Source organism: Rhizobium sp. P1_B8 (genome assembly GCF_056406515.1).
The window spans coordinates 703,662-720,661 of the sequence record NZ_JBFTZZ010000001.1; the positions used below are offsets into that span (position 1 = coordinate 703,662).

The 17,000-nt window shown below is 60.9% G+C and carries 17 protein-coding genes and 1 pseudogene; 8 read left to right on the forward strand and 10 right to left on the reverse strand.

All coding sequences use genetic code 11. From position 1 onward, the window contains the following. Positions 1-109 precede the first annotated feature (109 nt). Positions 110-1,192: an acyltransferase family protein gene (locus AC1D2N_RS03325; protein WP_130729227.1), complete on the forward strand. Its 1,083-nt coding sequence runs from the start codon at positions 110-112 to the stop codon at positions 1,190-1,192. Positions 1,193-1,288: 96 nt separating this feature from the next. Here the strand turns inward: AC1D2N_RS03325 and AC1D2N_RS03330 are convergent, their stop codons facing one another. Continuing rightward, complete coding sequence (locus tag AC1D2N_RS03330; RefSeq protein WP_018242772.1) at positions 1,289-2,335, reverse strand: NAD(P)-dependent alcohol dehydrogenase; 1,047 nt, start codon at positions 2,333-2,335, stop codon at positions 1,289-1,291. Positions 2,336-2,540: 205 nt separating this feature from the next. On the opposite strand from AC1D2N_RS03330, the gene AC1D2N_RS03335 reads away from it, so the two are divergent. The 3 genes from AC1D2N_RS03335 (at position 2,541) to AC1D2N_RS03345 (ending at position 6,364) form a co-directional block, all read left to right on the forward strand. After that, a complete protein-coding gene (locus AC1D2N_RS03335) occupies positions 2,541-3,449 on the forward strand; it encodes an AraC family transcriptional regulator (protein ID WP_130729226.1) in 909 nt (302 codons plus the stop codon). A gap of 177 nt (positions 3,450-3,626) precedes the next feature. Continuing rightward, a complete protein-coding gene (locus AC1D2N_RS03340) occupies positions 3,627-4,682 on the forward strand; it encodes a glycosyltransferase family 2 protein (RefSeq protein ID WP_130717117.1) in 1,056 nt (351 codons plus the stop codon). Beyond that, positions 4,682-6,364 (forward strand): hypothetical protein, encoded by a 1,683-nt coding sequence (locus tag AC1D2N_RS03345; protein WP_130717115.1) that lies wholly within the window; start codon positions 4,682-4,684, stop codon positions 6,362-6,364. The genes AC1D2N_RS03340 and AC1D2N_RS03345 overlap by 1 nt, the downstream gene beginning before the upstream one ends. Positions 6,365-6,445: 81 nt before the next feature. Here the strand turns inward: AC1D2N_RS03345 and AC1D2N_RS03350 are convergent, their stop codons facing one another. Together AC1D2N_RS03350 and AC1D2N_RS03355 are read right to left on the reverse strand one after the other, a co-directional pair. Beyond that, positions 6,446-6,811: a DUF4087 domain-containing protein gene (locus tag AC1D2N_RS03350; RefSeq protein ID WP_130717113.1), complete on the reverse strand. Its 366-nt coding sequence runs from the start codon at positions 6,809-6,811 to the stop codon at positions 6,446-6,448. Positions 6,812-6,834: 23 nt separating this feature from the next. Beyond that, positions 6,835-7,314, reverse strand: coding sequence for a hypothetical protein (locus AC1D2N_RS03355; protein WP_196251477.1), 480 nt, complete (start codon positions 7,312-7,314; stop codon positions 6,835-6,837). Positions 7,315-7,455: 141 nt separating this feature from the next. Between AC1D2N_RS03355 and AC1D2N_RS03360 the strand changes: the two genes are divergently transcribed. Together AC1D2N_RS03360 and ilvC are read left to right on the forward strand one after the other, a co-directional pair. Beyond that, positions 7,456-8,121 carry a TetR/AcrR family transcriptional regulator gene (locus tag AC1D2N_RS03360; protein WP_183619152.1) on the forward strand — a complete coding sequence of 222 codons (666 nt, stop codon included), beginning with the start codon at positions 7,456-7,458 and terminating at the stop codon, positions 8,119-8,121. Between the two features lie 49 nt (positions 8,122-8,170). Next, the gene (gene ilvC, locus AC1D2N_RS03365; RefSeq protein ID WP_130729225.1) at positions 8,171-9,190 is read left to right on the forward strand and encodes a ketol-acid reductoisomerase; all 1,020 of its coding nucleotides are present in this window, start codon (positions 8,171-8,173) and stop codon (positions 9,188-9,190) included. Positions 9,191-9,238: 48 nt separating this feature from the next. On the opposite strand, the gene AC1D2N_RS03370 is transcribed toward ilvC, so the two are convergent. The 5 genes and pseudogenes from AC1D2N_RS03370 to AC1D2N_RS03390 form a co-directional block, all read right to left on the reverse strand. Next, positions 9,239-9,826 (reverse strand): class I SAM-dependent methyltransferase, encoded by a 588-nt coding sequence (locus AC1D2N_RS03370; RefSeq protein WP_130729224.1) that lies wholly within the window; start codon positions 9,824-9,826, stop codon positions 9,239-9,241. Beyond that, complete coding sequence (locus AC1D2N_RS03375) at positions 9,816-10,151, reverse strand: type II toxin-antitoxin system RelE/ParE family toxin (RefSeq protein ID WP_018242766.1); 336 nt, start codon at positions 10,149-10,151, stop codon at positions 9,816-9,818. The genes AC1D2N_RS03370 and AC1D2N_RS03375 overlap by 11 nt, the downstream gene beginning before the upstream one ends. Continuing rightward, on the reverse strand, positions 10,135-10,386 hold the full coding sequence (locus AC1D2N_RS03380) for a ribbon-helix-helix domain-containing protein (protein WP_018242765.1): 252 nt from the start codon (positions 10,384-10,386) through the stop codon (positions 10,135-10,137). Before AC1D2N_RS03380 ends, AC1D2N_RS03375 begins: the two co-directional genes overlap by 17 nt. A gap of 122 nt (positions 10,387-10,508) precedes the next feature. Beyond that, positions 10,509-10,760 (reverse strand): annotated as a pseudogene (locus AC1D2N_RS03385) (PIN domain-containing protein); the annotation flags it as partial. 101 nt (positions 10,761-10,861) lie between these two features. Continuing rightward, a complete protein-coding gene (locus tag AC1D2N_RS03390) occupies positions 10,862-11,962 on the reverse strand; it encodes a branched-chain amino acid aminotransferase (RefSeq protein ID WP_130729222.1) in 1,101 nt (366 codons plus the stop codon). Between the two features lie 300 nt (positions 11,963-12,262). On the opposite strand from AC1D2N_RS03390, the gene AC1D2N_RS03395 reads away from it, so the two are divergent. Then, complete coding sequence (locus AC1D2N_RS03395; protein WP_018242760.1) at positions 12,263-13,483, forward strand: aminotransferase-like domain-containing protein; 1,221 nt, start codon at positions 12,263-12,265, stop codon at positions 13,481-13,483. A 27-nt stretch (positions 13,484-13,510) separates the two neighbouring features. Here the strand turns inward: AC1D2N_RS03395 and AC1D2N_RS03400 are convergent, their stop codons facing one another. Together AC1D2N_RS03400 and AC1D2N_RS03405 are read right to left on the reverse strand one after the other, a co-directional pair. Continuing rightward, complete coding sequence (locus tag AC1D2N_RS03400; RefSeq protein ID WP_018242759.1) at positions 13,511-14,554, reverse strand: DUF2278 family protein; 1,044 nt, start codon at positions 14,552-14,554, stop codon at positions 13,511-13,513. A gap of 101 nt (positions 14,555-14,655) precedes the next feature. Next, a complete protein-coding gene (locus AC1D2N_RS03405) occupies positions 14,656-15,714 on the reverse strand; it encodes an aldo/keto reductase (protein ID WP_018242758.1) in 1,059 nt (352 codons plus the stop codon). Between the two features lie 301 nt (positions 15,715-16,015). Between AC1D2N_RS03405 and AC1D2N_RS03410 the strand changes: the two genes are divergently transcribed. Beyond that, complete coding sequence (locus AC1D2N_RS03410; protein WP_130729221.1) at positions 16,016-16,993, forward strand: ABC transporter substrate-binding protein; 978 nt, start codon at positions 16,016-16,018, stop codon at positions 16,991-16,993. The last annotated feature ends 7 nt before the right edge of the window (positions 16,994-17,000 follow it).

The following is a 17,000-nucleotide window of genomic DNA, read 5'->3' on the forward strand; positions in this document are numbered from 1 at the left end:
TAGTGTGGCGACGCATAGAGAACGTAGATGTAGAGCTATTCCCTCGCCAAAGGTCTCTACATCGAATAACCATAGCTCGCTGGCCGGGAAGAGAGCGTGAGATCTTTGCATGACAAGCGACGTATCTGCTGACGGAAAGCATCGTTTCTGGATGCTCGACTTGTTGCGTGGAGCGTCCGCAATACTCGTGCTTATCTATCACTCCAGCAGTGCGTTTCCCGTCGCTTATGCTGCCGTCGATCTTTTCTTCATGTTAAGCGGCTTCGTTTTGGCGGAAAGATACGGCGAGAGCCTGTTGCAGGCGGACGGCTGCCGAAACTTCATTAGCCACCGTATTGCGCGATTGTACCCCGCCTACCTGGTTTGCACGTTGCTGGGCGCTGCTTCGGTTTTTCCACTGATTGGTCATCTTGAAAACTGGAGCTTCAGCACTTTTGCCGTTTCCTCCGTTGCCAGCCGGCTCATGCTTCCCGCGCCGTCGGACACTGTTCTCGGCATTCTGCCCTTGAACGGCCCGGCGTGGTCGTTGTTCTTTGAAGTCGTGGCCAACGCAGTCTTTTTATTCACTGCGGCTCGTCTCCGAGTGGCCGTTTCTATTGTCGCGTTATCGGCGCCGGCGTTCGTCGTTGCGCTGTGGTACTTTCGGTACCCGCCGGGCTCTGTTTGGGGTGATATTGTCGGGGGCTTTCCCCGGGTTCTGGCATCTTTCTATGGCGGAGTGCTTCTCAGTTGTCTTTGGCGACGAGGCTTCCGCATCAGGCTTGCAGCCTGGCCTGGCTGGATTTTGGTGGCTGCTCTTGCGGTGCTTTATTCGGGATTCGTCCTCACCGAGAGAAAATACTATCTGCTCCTGACATTTGCCGCTCACCCAATGATCATATGGTTTGGCTTGTGTCTGGCAAGAAATGCGCGGTTTGAACGCATCGCCACCTGGATGGGCGAGATATCCTACCCTCTCTATCTCGTGCACGTACCGCTGCTCATTCTTCTCGCAACGTACGGAGTGGGCGATTGTTTTGCTTTGCGCAATTATCTCGGGCTCGGAAACACCTCCTGGGGCGGCGAATGCCATCGAGACGCAATTCCCCTGGTGGCATTCCTTTTACCCCTGTCATCGTTGATGGCGTACCTCATTGCTATCTCGATACAGACCCCTGGTCGAAAATTGTGGCTTCGTTGGAGGCCTATCTAGCCGTCCAGAATTGACGACCTACACTTCGAGACGGCCGTTTGCAGGCAGTCCGCGCCGGATGGACAGGCGGCCCCCGCGGGAGCCGCCCCTCGTTCCTCAAGCCGCCAGCGAGGCGATGTCGATGACGAAGCGGTAGCGGACGTCGCTCTTCAGAACGCGTTCATAGGCTTCGTTGACCTGCTGGATGTTGATCTTCTCGATCTCGGAGACAATGTTGTGCTCGCCGCAGAAGTCGAGCATTTCCTGGGTTTCCTTGATCGAGCCGATCATCGAGCCCGAAATGCTCTTGCGGCCGGGGATGATCGAGAAGGCATGCACGGGGATCGGGTTTTCCGGCGCGCCGACTACCACGAAGGAACCATCCACCTTCAGGAGGCCGAGATAGGCATTCCAGTCGATCTCGGCGCTGACGGTGCAGATGATCAGGTCGAACGTGCCGGCAAGCTTCGTGAAGGTTTCCGGGTCGTTGGTGGCGTAATATTCCTTGGCGCCGAGCTTCAGCCCATCTTCCTTCTTGGAAAGGCTCTGGGAGAGAACGGTGATATCGGCGCCCATGGCGGCGCCGAGCTTGACGCCCATATGGCCGAGGCCGCCCATGCCGACGATCGCGACCTTCTTGCCGGGGCCGGCATTCCAGTGGCGCAGCGGCGAATAGAGCGTGATGCCGGCGCAGAGCAGCGGCGCGGAGGCATCGAGCGGCAGATTGTCCGGAATGGACATGACATAGCCTTCCCTGACGACGATCGAGTCGGAATAGCCGCCCTGGGTGCGTGTCTTGCGGTCGGCTTCGAAGTCATTGTAGGTGCCGGCGAGCCCGGGCATATACTGTTCCCGATCGAGGTCGCGCTCGGCGCAGCCGATGCAGGAATCGACGAAGCAACCGACGCCGACGCGATCGCCGACCTTGAACTTGGTCACATCAGAGCCGACGGCCGAGACGATGCCGGCGATCTCATGGCCCGGCACGATCGGATAGACGGCGTTCTTCCATTCGTTCCGGACAGTGTGGATGTCCGAATGGCAGATGCCGGCAAACTTGATGTCGATAACGACGTCATCGGGGTTCGGATCGCGGCGTTCGAAGGTGAAAGGGGTCAGCGGCTTGGAAGCGTCGGTCGCGGCGTAGCCTCTTGCAATAGGCATGGGAACCATCCTTTTCGATTGTGGGTGGGGGTTGAAAGAGATGGTGGACTATTGCCCGGAACGGCGGCAGAAGGTTAGAGCGATCCTCTCAGCTTTTTGCACGATCCTGCAAAAGTGGGGCGCCAGCCTGTTTGCGAAATGGCGAAGGCACTCTAGATAAGAGCGGTATCGCCGGCGTCAGAGAGTTGACAGAAAGAGTTGCCGCATGACCTTGCCCTTCAGCCCCTATCAGGAAATTGTCGATATCGCGATGCGCTTCGCGACCGGTGACGGCGAGTTCGCGACTGATATCGGCAATCTTCACATCAGCCGTCGGTCCAAGCCCAGCGATCCGCTGCACAGCAGCTATCGGCCCTGTTTTGCCTTTGTCCTGCAGGGGGCCAAGAGCCTACGCCTCGGCGCGGAACTTATCAGCTATGGGACTGGCGACTATCTGCTGACCTCGCTCGATCTGCCGGTCGCCTGGCGCGTCACGGAGGCGAGCCCTGAGGTTCCGCATCTCTGCATGGGGCTGGCAATCGATTCCGAAAAGCTGCTGGAGTTGCTCAGTCGCATCGATATTCCGCGCCCAGCCGCCGATACCGACGGGCAGCGCGGGATGGCGGTGAACGTCGCTCCGCCTGAGCTCCTGGATGCTGCCGTCCGCCTCTTGCGCTTGCTCGATCGTCCAGGCGACATTCCTGCCATGGCGCCGCTGATCGAACAGGAAATCCTCTACCGGGTGCTGACCGGGCCGGATGGCGCGCGGCTGATCAACATCGCCACTGCAGACAGCCACAGCAATAGGGTTGCGCGCGCGGTGGCATGGCTGAAGGAGAATTTCGCGCGGCCACTGCGCATCGAAGACCTTGCCGAGCGCGTCAGCATGAGCGTGTCGTCTTTCCATCATCACTTCAAGTCGGTCACGGCGATGACGCCGGTGCAGTATCAGAAGCAGCTTCGACTGCACGAGGCGCGCCGTCTGATGCTCGTGGAGCGCCTCGATGCGGGCACGGCCGGCCACCGCGTCGGTTACCAAAGCCCGTCGCAGTTCAGCCGCGAATACAGCCGCCTCTACGGCGCCTCGCCGGCTCGCGATGTCGACGGCGCTCGCGACATCATGGCGGCGGAGTAGCGCGGCGGGCGTCTGGAAGCCATGTATTGTCGAGATTTGTCGTCCGATCGGTCGAAGCAAAGCGACTTCCCGCTGGCTGCGGACAGGATAGCCCTGCGACAGGCATCCAATCGTTAAAGGATGTTTGACCTTTCGTCGCTAGTCTGGCGCCACCATCAAGCAGGCGCCGATGTCCGCATGACGCAAATACCATTTCTTTCCATCGTCGCGCCTTGTCATAACGAGGAAGAGGGCCTGCGCGAGTTCTGCCGCCGCGCCGCGGCCGCTGCTCACAGCGTTGCCGGCGACGCCTTCGAGCTCATTCTCGTCGACGACGGCTCGTCCGACCGCACCTGGGAGATCATTTCCAGTCTGGCGGCTGATGTGCCGCAGGTGCTCGGTATACGTCTTCTGCGCAATCACGGCCACCAGCTGGCGTCGACGGCTGGTCTTTCCGCGTCGCGGGGCGAGCGCGTGCTTTTGATCGATGCCGATCTTCAAGATCCGCCTGAGCTGCTTTTGATGATGATACCGATCATGGAGCGCGGCGCCGACGTCGTTTACGGCCAGCGCACGCGCCGCCAGGGCGAAACCTGGTTCAAACTCGCCTCCGCTTCGCTTTTCTATCGCGCTTTGTCCAAGCTCGCTTCCGTGACCATCCCCCGTGATACCGGTGATTTTCGGCTGATGCGCCGTCGCGTCGTCGATATCCTGCTGGCGATGCCGGAGCGCGATCGCTTTATCCGTGGCATGGTCAGCTGGATCGGCGGCAGGCAGGTGGCGCTTCCCTACGAGCGCGACGCCCGTTTTGCCGGCACGACGAAATATCCGCTGCGCAAGATGATCAATTTCGCGCTGGATGCGATCACCAGCTTTTCGACGACGCCGCTGCGCATCAGCACATGGCTTGGCATGATGAGCGCCGGCGTCGCGATCGCATTGCTCGTCTACACCTTCGTTCGTTGGCTGCAGGGCGAAACGGTCACCGGCTGGTCGTCGATCATGGCCGCCGTCAGCGCCTTCAGTGCCATCCAGTTGATCTGCATCGGCATCATCGGCGAGTATCTCGGCCGGCTGGTACAGGAGAGCAAGAAGCGGCCGATGTTCATGGTCGAGACGATCGTGCGCGGCAGTGAACACGCAGAACTGTCGATCGCTTTCTCGGAGATGAGCGCCAGCGACAGGCGCACGGCGCTGGATGCGGCCTTTGCATCCGGTGAGCCGCGGTCGCAAAGGAGCAGTCGGATCGGATAATGGACCGGATTGCTGCGCCAGCTTTGGCCGCTGCCGGGCCTGAGAAATTGATTGCCAGGCAGGACTCCACCGTTGCGATCGTTGCTTTCGTCGGGCTTGCCGCGGCTTTGGTCCTCCTGTTTCCTTTTCCGCCAGTTCTCGATTACGCCAATCACTACGCCCGTATCTGGCTCCTTTCGGGCGGGATAGGCGAGCAACCGTTTCCTGAGATCTATACGGTCGATTGGAGCCGCACCTTCACCAATGTCGGGATCGATGTTCTGGCCACCTGGCTGGGGCCGCTTGTCGGCGCCGACAGGCTTGCGCGGGCTTTGCTTTTCCTGGCGATCGTGCTGCCGCCACTCGGGGCGATCGGCCTGCACCGCGCGCTTTTCGGTGGCCGGCACCACTGGCAGACCGCGATGCTGTCGCTCGGCTGGTGCGCCACCATGATCGGCGGCTTCATCAACTTCCAAATCGGCCTCGGCATGGCGCTCGGCTTTGCCTGCGTCGATCTCCGTCTGCAGGGCGGAAATCCCACGCTGCTTTTTGCCTGGCGGCTCGCCGCCGCGCTGCTGCTGACAGTGATGCACATCTTTGCGCTTGCCTTCTATATGGCGATCGTCTGCGGCCTCGAATATTCCTGGCGCATCGACATAGTGCGATCGAAGGCGGGTCTGATGAGGCTCGCCGGCCGGTTGGTGTTGGCGCTTGGCGCCTGCGTCCTGCCGCCGCTTGCGCTCTACCTTCATACGGCAGCTCTGCCCAACGCCGGCGGCAATGGCCTTGGGCTTGCCTGGAATGACGGCGCTGTCCTGATCGTCATGAATCTGCTCTCCGCCATCACAACCTATGTCCCGGTGGTGGATGTCGTTCTGGTTCTGCCGCTGATCCTCATCTGCACACGCGCCATACGCGCGGGCGATATCCGCATGCATGCGGGGCTTGCCGTCGCCGCCTGTGGCCTGCTGCTGCTCTCCTGTGTTTCACCGCGCCACATGCTGGGCACCGGATGGATCAGTTGGCGCTTTCCGATCATGACGGCGCTGGTCGCCATGGCGATGGTTTGCCCCTTTGCCAATCTCACGCGCCGGCATGCGCTGCTGCTAGCGCTCACCATCAATCTCGCAGTGTTCGGCCGCACCGGCTGGGTTGGCTGGAACTGGTGGCTGGCACAGAAGGATGTTGCCGCCGTCGAGACTGCGCTTAAAAAAGTGCCGGGCGGTGCAGCCGTGCTGCCTCTGGGACATGAACCCGAGACAGTGAGCGGTCTTGCCCACTCCAACCGGCATTTTGCCTGGGGGTTGGATACCTTCCGGCACCTGCCGACGCTTGCCGTGCCCTTCTCGCATGCTTTCGTGCCGACGCTCTTCACGGCAAAAGGCAAGCAGCCGCTCTCCGTTCTGCCGCCATGGTCGGAGATCGCAGTTCCTGAGGGCAATCTAGTGTCGATTGGCGTACTTTCATGCCCGGCAATGATGCAGGAATATAGAAACTTCACGCCTTATCTGTCGGATTGGCGCAGACGTTTTGACTTCGTCCTCGTCGCCAACGCCGATATCCCCGACCGCTATGTCGGCACCTTGATGCCGGCGGGCTTGACGCTGGTCGAAGATGCGGGTTTCGCAAAGCTTTACGCGATCGACAAGACGATGCCAGCGGAGCCTCTTTCGATCCCCGCTGGTTGCGCCAGGGCGTCATAGGCTGCGGCTCTTCGCGGACCGACTGCCTGGACGATTGGGCCATGATCGCGGCCACCACCCGGTATACGGGCGATGAGTTGGTCAGCCGGGGAATTTCAGCGCCTTGTCGGCACGGCATTTGGCGAGCTTTAGCTGGCGGAAGGAGAGGATGCGGGTGATGCGGTCCTTGCCATCGGTTTCCACACTCATGCAGGCGCAGGCGTAGCCGTAATTGCCGTTGGTTCTCACATACTCATGTTCGGAGATGTCTGAGATCAGCTCCATGCCTTCCACCTCGCCGACATCGTCGCCCTGGGTCATGATCGTCCAGGTGTTCTCCGCGTCCTCCAGCCACCAGTTGGCGGGCGTCGGATTCTCGATCCAGCCGCAGCGCGTTTCGGCCGCCTGTGCGTTTGCGGCCATGGCGAGAGCTGTGGTGATGACTGCTGTGACTATCTGGTATTTCATCGGCTTTCCCTCATCGCCAGATTTCAGTTGTTGATCGCGATGATCGCCCAATGGCTCGCCTCGCAGGCGGTGTCGTCGCAGACCGCGCCCATCCAGACGGCGCCGCCGGCCATCATGACGCCGTCGCTGTTGACGAAGAGATCCTCGTATTGCTGGCGTCCGACAGCGCGGCGCGTCTCGGGCGTCACGAGATCGTCGAAATTGTCGATGAAATCCTCAGCGTTCTCGACGTCGTAGGTCTCGCCGTTGGCCTTGACCGTCAGCGGGTATTCGGCAAGGCCGGCGATGGTCTCGGCGTCGCCTGAGCGCATCGCCCGAACAAGTTGGCGCAGCGGCCGGTCGAAGCTTGCGGCATCGCCGTGTAGTTCCTCGATGCGGTTATAGACGTCGCTGTCGGACTGCGCGAGAGCGCTTGAGCCGCCAAGGAGGATTGCTCCGAGCAGGAGAAGAGCTGCAGACAGGCGTGACATCGAAGCCTCCGGGCAAATGGTATAGCGCGACATTATGCGGTCGCCGAGGATTCGCGCCTATCCAATTCTGGTGTTTCATCGCGGTTTCACGTATTAAAAAAATCTATCTGGACTTCTTGACGACCTGATCGGTTTATCGCATAAACCTCACGAACCGTACCGTACGGTACGCATATGGGAGTCATGACCGTGTCTGTCGATACCGCAGAGCCGAGCGAATTTTCGCCGCGCCAGAACGCCGTTCTGGAGCAGGCGCTGCGATTGCTCGTCGATGGCGGCGAGAAGGCGCTGACGACTTCGGGCGTCGCGCGCGCCGCCAATTGCTCGAAGGAAAGCCTCTACAAGTGGTTCGGCGATCGCGACGGTCTGCTATCGGCGATGATTGCCTATCAGGCGAGCAAGGTGCGCACCTTCGAGCGCAATGGAGAGCGGCTGACGGCGGCGAGCCTGCACGACCATGTCGTCATTTTCGCGCGTGACCTGCTCGAGGTGCTCGCCGGCGACGTCTCGCTGGCACTGAACCGGTTGGCGATCGGCCAGTCGAACCGTGACGGCTCGAAGCTCGGCAAGCTGCTGCTCGAGCGCGGCCGTCGCCAGATCGACCGGCGCGCCATGGCGCTGATCGATGCCGGGAAGAGGGCAGGGCTCCTGCGTTTTTCCGATGCCGACGAGGCTTATCACACGCTTTACGGCTTGATCGTTTCCGACCTGCATGTGCGCATGCTGCTCGGTGAGCCAGGCCTCAAGGATACCGCGCGCCAGGCGGAGAGGGCGGTCACCGCCTTCCTCAGGCTTTATGGCACGGACAAGGTTCTGGCGGAGATGCCGGTTCTCGGTTGATTCCGCTTTAATGACAGTCAACAAGACAAGCAAAGGGAAGGAACTTCAAATGCGCGTCTATTACGATCGTGATGCCGATCTCAACCTCATCAAGTCCAAGAACGTCGTCATCGTCGGCTACGGCTCCCAGGGTCGCGCGCACGCGCTGAACCTCAAGGACAGCGGCCATGCAAACGTGGTCATCGCTCTCAAGGCCGGCTCGCCGACCATCAAGAAGGCAGAGGCCGACGGCTTCAAGGTCATGACCGTTGCCGAAGCTGCCAAATGGGGTGACCTCCTGATGATGGCTACGCCTGACGAACTTCAGGCCGACATCTACAAGGCCGACATCGCCGGCAACATCCGCGACGGCGCTGCGATCGCTTTTGCACACGGCCTCAATGTTCATTTCGGCCTCATCGAGCCGAAGGCATCGCTCGACGTCGTCATGATCGCGCCGAAGGGTCCGGGCCATACGGTTCGCGGCGAATACCAGAAGGGCGGCGGCGTTCCCTGCCTCGTCGCCGTTCACCAGAACGCGTCCGGCAATGCGCTTGAACTGGCGCTCTCCTACGCCTGCGGCGTCGGCGGCGGTCGCTCGGGCATCATCGAAACCAACTTCCGCGAAGAATGCGAAACCGACCTCTTCGGCGAACAGGTCGTTCTCTGCGGCGGTCTGGTAGAGCTCATCCGCGCTGGCTTCGAAACGCTGGTTGAAGCCGGCTACGCGCCTGAAATGGCCTATTTCGAATGCCTGCACGAGGTGAAGCTGATCGTCGACCTGATCTATGAAGGCGGCATCGCCAACATGAACTACTCGATCTCGAACACGGCCGAGTGGGGCGAATACGTCTCCGGCCCGCGCATCATCACCGCCGAGACCAAGGCCGAGATGAAGCGCGTGCTCAAGGACATCCAGACCGGCAAGTTCACTTCCGATTGGATGCAGGAATACCGTGCCGGCGGCTCGCGCTTCAAGGGCATCCGCCGCATGAACGACAGCCACCAGATCGAGGAAGTCGGCGCCAAGCTGCGCGGCATGATGCCCTGGATCGGCAAGAACAAGTTGGTCGACAAGTCGGTCAACTAAGCGGTTTCAAGATTCTGCGGTTGGAGGCCGGGGCGAAAGCTCCGGCCTTTACCGTTCTGCGCTCACGGTCAGCCAGCGGGTTGGCTTGCCGTCATAGCCGCCGCCGTCGCTCTCGCTGATGGCGATGTTCCCCCAGCCGCCGTTCGTCAAAAGCTCCGACAGCCATTCGGCGGAGGGATAGTTGTAATACCGCCCAAAGCCGTCATGGCCTTCCGCATCGCCTGCCTTGAAGGTCGCATGAATGATGCCGCCTGTCCTCAGGGCGCGCCGGATGCGGGCGAAGACATCGGGCAACTCGGGCCTCGGGACGTGGAGAAGGCTTGCCTGCGCCCAGACACCGTCGAAGGCGCTGTCGGCGTCGAGCTCTTGGAACAGCATGACCCTGACCGGTCTGCCGATCAGAACTTCCGCTTGTCTTGCAAGCTTGGCCGAGCCATCCGTCGGCATAACGTCGAAACCCTGCGACAGCATGTAGGCGCTGTCCTGCCCGCCGCCGCAGCCGAGTTCGAGGATTGCCGCACCGGGTGCAAGGCCAGCGAGGAAGGCATCGAGCCGCTGCTTTGGCAGGCTGCGCGCCCGGTTGGCATACGTCTCGGCATTTTCCTCGTAGAAGGCGGAGGTGCAGTCAGGAGGCATGCTGTTCGGCCGATCGCGGGCGTCGGTTGGATTGAAGATGTTTTTCGGGAAGCCGGTCCGCGTCGATGATGTCAATGACGACAATCCCTTCCGATGCCACCCGGTAGAAGGCGACGTGGCGCATGTGGAGGAGCCGGCGAAGGCCAGCACCGAGTTCGTCGCACTCTTCTCCCATGGAGGGAGCGTGGGAAAGAAGCACGAAAATCCTGTCCCAGTCGAGAAGATAGGCGTCTGCCTGCGCCTCGCCGAAGTTGAGGCAAGCATATTCGTCGATGCCTGATAGCACGGCGTCCGCGGTTCGGGTCAGCCTATAGGTTGTTGTCACGCAGCTTGGCCTTCGTTTCCGACAGGATGTCGGGAATGCGTCGATCGCTCGGGCCGCTTTCCTCAGCCTGCCTCAGGATGTTGCGCAGTTCTTCGTCGTCTAGTTTGTGATGGAGCTGATCCTTCAGAATGAGCTCCGCCAGGAATGCGCCGGCACTGCTGTATCTGCCGCTTGCGACACGATTTTCGACGTATTCCGCCAGATGATCCGGAAGCGAGATCGTCATTTTCGCCATTGGATTCGTGCCGCCCGCACATGCCGGTTTTCAGCCATTTCAGATGCCAGATTACCATTTTCCATTTTGTGATAGAAGCGTTGTGCTGCGCCGTCGAGGGCTTGGGTCACATGAGGATAAGTCTTTTTATCGAAAGGGATGGCGCGTTCGAGATCCTTGAAATGGGCGTCGCACGGCAGGATATCGGCATCATGGTGTTCCGCGGTCGCATAAATGATCGCATCGGCAGTGGCGAATTTATGAGTTGCCGTTATTTCGGCAGCACGGCGGGCAAGTGTCGTGTCGAGCGAAACAACCATGCATGTCGCGGTATAGGCGATGAAGCTGTCGACGGCTTCTTCGTCCTTTTCGCTTGCCAGCCATTTGGAAAGCTCGCGCGGAATATATCGCCAGCCCGACGACTTTGCGGGCGAGGCGGAGAGCGGCGCCCACCATGTGGGTGTTGACGCCGCCGTTCGCGTGGAACGTCTGGAGTTCAGGTCGGGATGAGGCGGGTCCAGTCGTGCTCATCGTTCGTTACGCCCTTCTGCAGACTGACGAGCTGCTGGCGCAGTTCGCTGGTCAACTTGCCGGTCTGTCCGTCTCCGACCAGAAACTCGCCGCCGGCATGTCGAACCAGGCCGATGCCCGCCAGGACTGCGGCAGTGCCGCAAGCGAAGGCTTCGACGAGCCTGCCACTGGCAGCGTCTTCTTGCCATTCCGCTAACGAGTAGGGGCGCTGCTCGACGCGCAAGCCCCTTTCTTCGGCGAGCACGATCACGGAGGCCCGGGTGATGCCCGGCAGGATCGTGCCACCAAGGGGCGGGGTCACCACTGATCCATCGTTCATCACGAAGAAGACATTCATGCCGCCGAGTTCTTCGACCCAGCGATGCTCTGCGGCGTCCAGGAAGACGACCTGATCGCAACCCTTCTTCGACGCCTCGGCTTGCGCCACGAGGCTGGCTGCGTAGTTTCCGCCGCATTTTGCAGCGCCAGTGCCGCCGCTGGCTGCACGGGTGTATTCGGTCTCGACCCAAAGGGAGACGGCCTTCGCGCCACCCTTGAAGTAGGCGCCGACCGGAGAGGCGATGATGCAGAAGACATATTCCAGAGCCGGACGAACGCCGAGAAACGCCTCATTGGCGAACATGAAGGGGCGAAGGTACAGGCTGGCGTCGCCGGACGGAATCCAGGCCTTGTCAACGCGGACCAGTTCTTCGACCGCTTTCAGGAAGAGTTCTTCGGGCACAGGAGGCATCGCCATGCGGGTCGCCGACTGCGCGAAGCGGCGTGCGTTCTCTTCAGGCCGAAAGAGCAGGATCCGGCCATCGTCTGACTTGTAAGCTTTCATGCCCTCGAAGATTTCCTGAGCGTAGTGCAGCACGGCGCTCGCAGGATCGAGCTCCAGGGGCCGCCTGGGCGTAACCTTCGCATCGTGCCAGCCCTTGTCGGCAGTCCATCGTGCCAGGACCATATGATCCGTGAAGACCTTGCCGAAGCCGGGCGTCTCCAGTGCCTGGATGCGATCGGCTTCCGAGACGGGAGACTTGTGGAGTTCGATTTTGATTTCAGGAGAGGCCGACGTTACGGTCATTGCTGGCACCTTGATAGTAAATTGAATAGTGGCGGCGACACTACCGCCGCCGAGCTGGTCTTGGAAAGGTCTGAATCAGCCGGTTTCGGCTTTGATCAGAGGAATAATCGCTTGATGTGGCTGACGTCGAGCAGCAAATTCGGGATCGAGCGCCGTCGCAAAGACGTTCGCTAATCTCGCACCAAGACTTTGGAATATAAGATTTCCAACTTGTCACCATAACAAGAAATTAGGTCAGCATTATTGACATAATTTCCACCGCATGGTTTGTCGACGGTATAGAAAATACGAGGAAACCCCATGCTGAACTGGGACACCATGTTTGCGTCGCGCTCGTCGCGCATGCGCGCATCCGAAATCCGTGAACTCCTGAAGCTTCTCGACAGGCCCGACATCATCTCTTTTGCCGGCGGCATTCCGGATCCGGCGCTCTTTCCGGATCGGGAGTTCAAGCAGGCCTATGCCGACATCTTCGACGGCGCCGCTGTCAATTCGGCGCTGCAATATTCGGTCAGCGAAGGCTACAAGCCGCTCCGCGAATGGCTGGTCGGGCAGATGGCCGCTCTCGGCATTCCCTGCGAGCTCGACAATGTTTTCATCGTCTCCGGTTCGCAGCAGGGCCTGGATTATCTCGGCAAGCTCTTCCTGTCACCAAACGACACCGCGCTCGTGACATGGCCGACCTATCTCGGCGCGCTGCAGGCCTTTAACGCCTATGAACCGGCCTACGACCAACTGACGCCGAACGGCAACCGGACGCCCGAGTCCTACCGCGCGGCCGCTTCCGCTGCCGGCGGCAAAGTGAAGTTCGCCTATCTCTCCGCCGACTTCTCCAATCCGACCGGCGAAACCGTCGATCTTGATGGCCGCAAGAAGGTCCTGGCGCTGGCGGAAGATCTCGACATCGCCGTCATCGAGGATGCGGCCTATCAGTCGCTGCGTTACGACGGCGATCCGATCCCGCCGATCCTGGCGCTTGAAATCGCCGAGAAGGGCCATATCAACGATACGCGCACGATCTATTGCGGCAGCTTCTCGAAGACGCTGGCGCCCGGCCTTCGCGTCGGCTTCATCGTCGCCAATGCGCCCGTCATCCGCAAGCTGGTGCTGATGAAGCAGGCGGCCGACCTGCATTCTTCGACGATCAACCAGATGGCGATATCAGATGTCGCCGAGCGCGGCTTCGATGCGCAGGTCGCCAAGATCAAAACCGCCTACAGCCAACGCCGCGACTGCATGCTGGCCGCACTCGAAAAATACATGCCTGAAGGCATCAGTTGGACGAAGCCGGAAGGCGGCATGTTCATCTGGATTACGCTGCCGGAGGGCATGGACGGCGCCAAGCTGCTGGCGAAATCACTCGAAACCGCCAAGGTCGCCTTCGTGCCCGGCAAGGCTTTCTTCGCCGATGGTTCCGGCGCCAACACCTTCCGCGTCAGCTTCTCCTGCGCCAACGAGCAGATGATCGAGGACGGCATCGGCCGCTTGGGCGCGCTGATCTCAGCCGAAATCGGCGGCTGATCCAGGCTGTCAAGGGGCGGGCGCCGATCAGAAGATCGTCGTCCAGCCTTCGTTCGCCGTCTCGCTCTTGCCGTAGCCGACCCGGTCCGCTACGGCGCCGTCGGCATTGCGCAGGATGATGTCGCCGCCCCTGTTGGCAAGCTGCGGGCCGCCGGCTGCGGCATCGAGCGCTATGGTGCGCAGCTCGCCCGCGCTCAACGACCCCGATAGCGTCTGGGTCCTGCCGTTTTCGTCCTCCAGCTTCCAGCCGTCGAGCGACGCCTGCATGTCGGAGCGGTTGATGATCGTCACTGTTTCGGCCTCGGTGCCGCCTTCACCGTTCACCGGGTTGATCAGCGCGGCGACGATGCGCAACGACGAGGCTACGATCGGCTGCGGCCGGCGTGTGCCTTCGCCGCGGCCCTGGCCGCCGCGACTGTCGGAAACCGGATGGCCGGTCGCCGCATCGGTGTTCCAGTTCTGCGACTGGAAGCAGAGGAAGATCGCCGCCCATTCGTCGGTATCGTTGAAATGGACGAGCAGGGCGCCGTCCTGGTTCGGCCCGTTGGTGGCCTTGAAGCTGCCGCCGTCGCCCTGGTTCATGTGAATGTCGTGGATGCCGTTGCCCGGCTCGAAACGGAAATATTGGTCCGGCTTGTTGTTCTCAGGACCCCAGGCTTCGCCGAAGGCGTAGAAATGCACGTCGGAATCGGCAATGCCTTCCTGGACGATCGGCTCGATGAAGTCACGCAGGTCGTTCTTCGGCCCGGAGAGCTGGAAGGGCGCGACATTCATGTCCTCGCGCTCGATCAACCCGCCCCGGACATAATCGATGGCAAGCTCCGGACGGTCGTTGCGGATGTCGGTCAGGCCCATCGGCAGCGCCTCGAGTGCCTCCGTCAGCGACGAATGCTTGAAGTCGACGATATTGGCGTAGAGCAGGTCGTGCGGCGATTCCTTGGAGCGGACGTTGAGCGCGATACGGTAGCTGATGCCGTTCGCCTCAATGCGGATTTCGATATGGGGATCGTTGTCGTCGTCGAGGGCAAGGGCGCTCGCCGTACCCTTCAGGACCTTGTAATTCTTCAGCATGGAGAACCTCGCAGCGGGTGGCGGGGTTTTACGATAACACGGCGAAAGTGCATCTTTTGTGACGTCTGTCTTTCGCCGTGCAATGCTTGATCCATGATCGGCTATTGCTGGAGATGCGGACCGAAAAGCTCGAGATCGGCTTCACCAAGCCGGTCGCTAACCGTATTCAGCTGGTGCCAATAGGGATAGATCACTGGCGGCAGGCTGACCGCGTCGAGGCGCTTGCGCTCCTCGTCCGTGAGTTTCAGCTCGGCGGCGGCGATGTTGTCGCGGAACTGGGCTTCCGTGCGGCCGCCGATGATGACCGAGGTGACCGCCTTGCGGCCGATCAGCCAGGCGAGCGCCACCTGTGCGGCCGAGACACCGCGCTCTTCGCCGATCGCGACCAGTGTCTCGACGATGTTCCAGAGGCGGTTCTCATCACGGATCGGCGGTTCGGTCCAACCGGCGAACTGGCGCGTGCCTTCTGGCGCTGCCTGGTTGCGGCGATGCTTGCCGGACAGCAGACCGCCGGCGAGCGGGCTCCAGACCAGTACGCCGAGGCCCTGGTCGATCGAGATCGGCAACAGCTCGTATTCGGCGTCGCGCGCTTCCAGCGTATAATGGATCTGCTGGCTGACGAAGCGTTGGTACCTGTGATCTTTGGCGATGCCGAGCGCTTTCATGATGTGCCAGCCGGAATAATTTGAGCAGCCGACGTAACGCACCTTGCCCTGCCTGATCAGGGTGTCGAGCGCTTCCATCGTCTCTTCCAGCGGCGTCTGGCCGTCCCATTCATGCACCTGGTAAAGGTCGATGACATCGGTCTTCAGACGCTTGAGGCTCGCCTCGCATTCGCGGATCAGGTGGTAGCGCGACAGGCCCTGGTCGTTCGGGCCGTCGCCCATGCCGAAGCGGGCTTTGGTGGCGAGCAGCACGCCCTGCGGCCGCTTGCCGGAGAGCACATCGCCGATGATGTTTTCGCATTCACCCGCTGAATAGGCATTGGCGGTGTCGATGAGGTTGATGCCGGCATCGATGCATATATCGATCATCTTGCGGGCCTCGGAGACGCCGAGGTCGCCGACGGTCTTCGCCCAGCCGACGCCTCCGAAGGTCATCGTGCCCATGGTCAAAGTCGAAATCTTCAGGCCGGAACGGCCGAGTAGACGATATTCCATTGAAATTCCTCCTTCATCGAAACGTGAGTGACGTAGCGCAAAGCCCGGCAATGGCAAATCGCCGGGTGTTCACGCCTGTGTGAGATCGCTTGCGCGCGAGGATACCAGATGATCGCCTCTTTCACAGGGTTGAAGACAACGCCGGCGAGATTGCGGGAAAGGCGATCGCCCCGATTGTGGGCACAGCCGGTGGACATCAACGAGGGTTGTGAAACCGGGGCCCGGTGGGCTGCGGCGCGCTGTCACATCTCTGTCAACGACCCCTAATAAGGGAGGGGTATCGAAATCGAGGATCCTTCCCATGAAAACGATCGTTTCCGCCGCAGCACTTGTCGCTGCGAGCCTCTTTGCCATTCCGGCTTCGGCCGCAAACCTCGTTCTCTATACTAGCCAGCCGAACGAGGACGCGCAGGCGACGGTCGACGGCTTCATGGCCGCCAATCCCGATATCAAGGTCGACTGGGTGCGCGACGGCACGCCGAAGATCATGGCGAAGCTCCAGGCCGAGATCCAGGCCGGCAACCCGGTGGCCGACGTCCTCCTCATCGCCGACGTGGTGACGCTGGAGCGCCTGAAGGAAGACGGCAAGCTCCTGGCCTACAAGTCGCCAGAAGCTGCCCAATACGACGCCGCCCTTTATGACACCGACGGCTATTACTACTCGACCAAGCTGATCACCACCGGCATCATGTATAACACCTCGGCCGCGATGAAGCCTGCGAGCTGGAAGGACCTGACGAAGCCGGAAGCCAAGGGCCTCGTCACCATGCCGAGCCCGCTTGCCTCGGGTGCGGCCCTGATCCACGCCCAGACGCTTGCCGCCGTTCCCGGCCTCGGTTGGGACTTCTACAAGTCGCTTGCCGAAAACGGTGCGATCGCGGCCGGCGGCAACGGCGCCGTGCTGAAGTCCGTCGCCTCGGGCGAAAAGGCCTACGGTATGGTCGTCGACTACCTGCCGATCCGCGAGAAGACCAAGGGCGCGCCGGTCGAGTTCGTGTTCCCGAGCGAAGGCGTTTCGGCCGTCACCGAGCCGGTCGGCATCCTCGCCAGCACCAAGAACGCCGATGCCGCCAAGAAATTCGTCGATTACGTGCTCTCCGAAAAGGGTCAGGAAGGCTTCCTGAAGCTCGGCTACATCCCGGCTCGCAACGGCATGAAGCTGCCGGAAGGCTTCCCCGCGCGCGACACTATCAAGGTCCTGCCGATCAAGGCCGCAGACGCTCTGAATAATACCGATCAGGATCTCAAGATCTTCTCGGGCATCTACGGCTCGAACTGATCCTTTC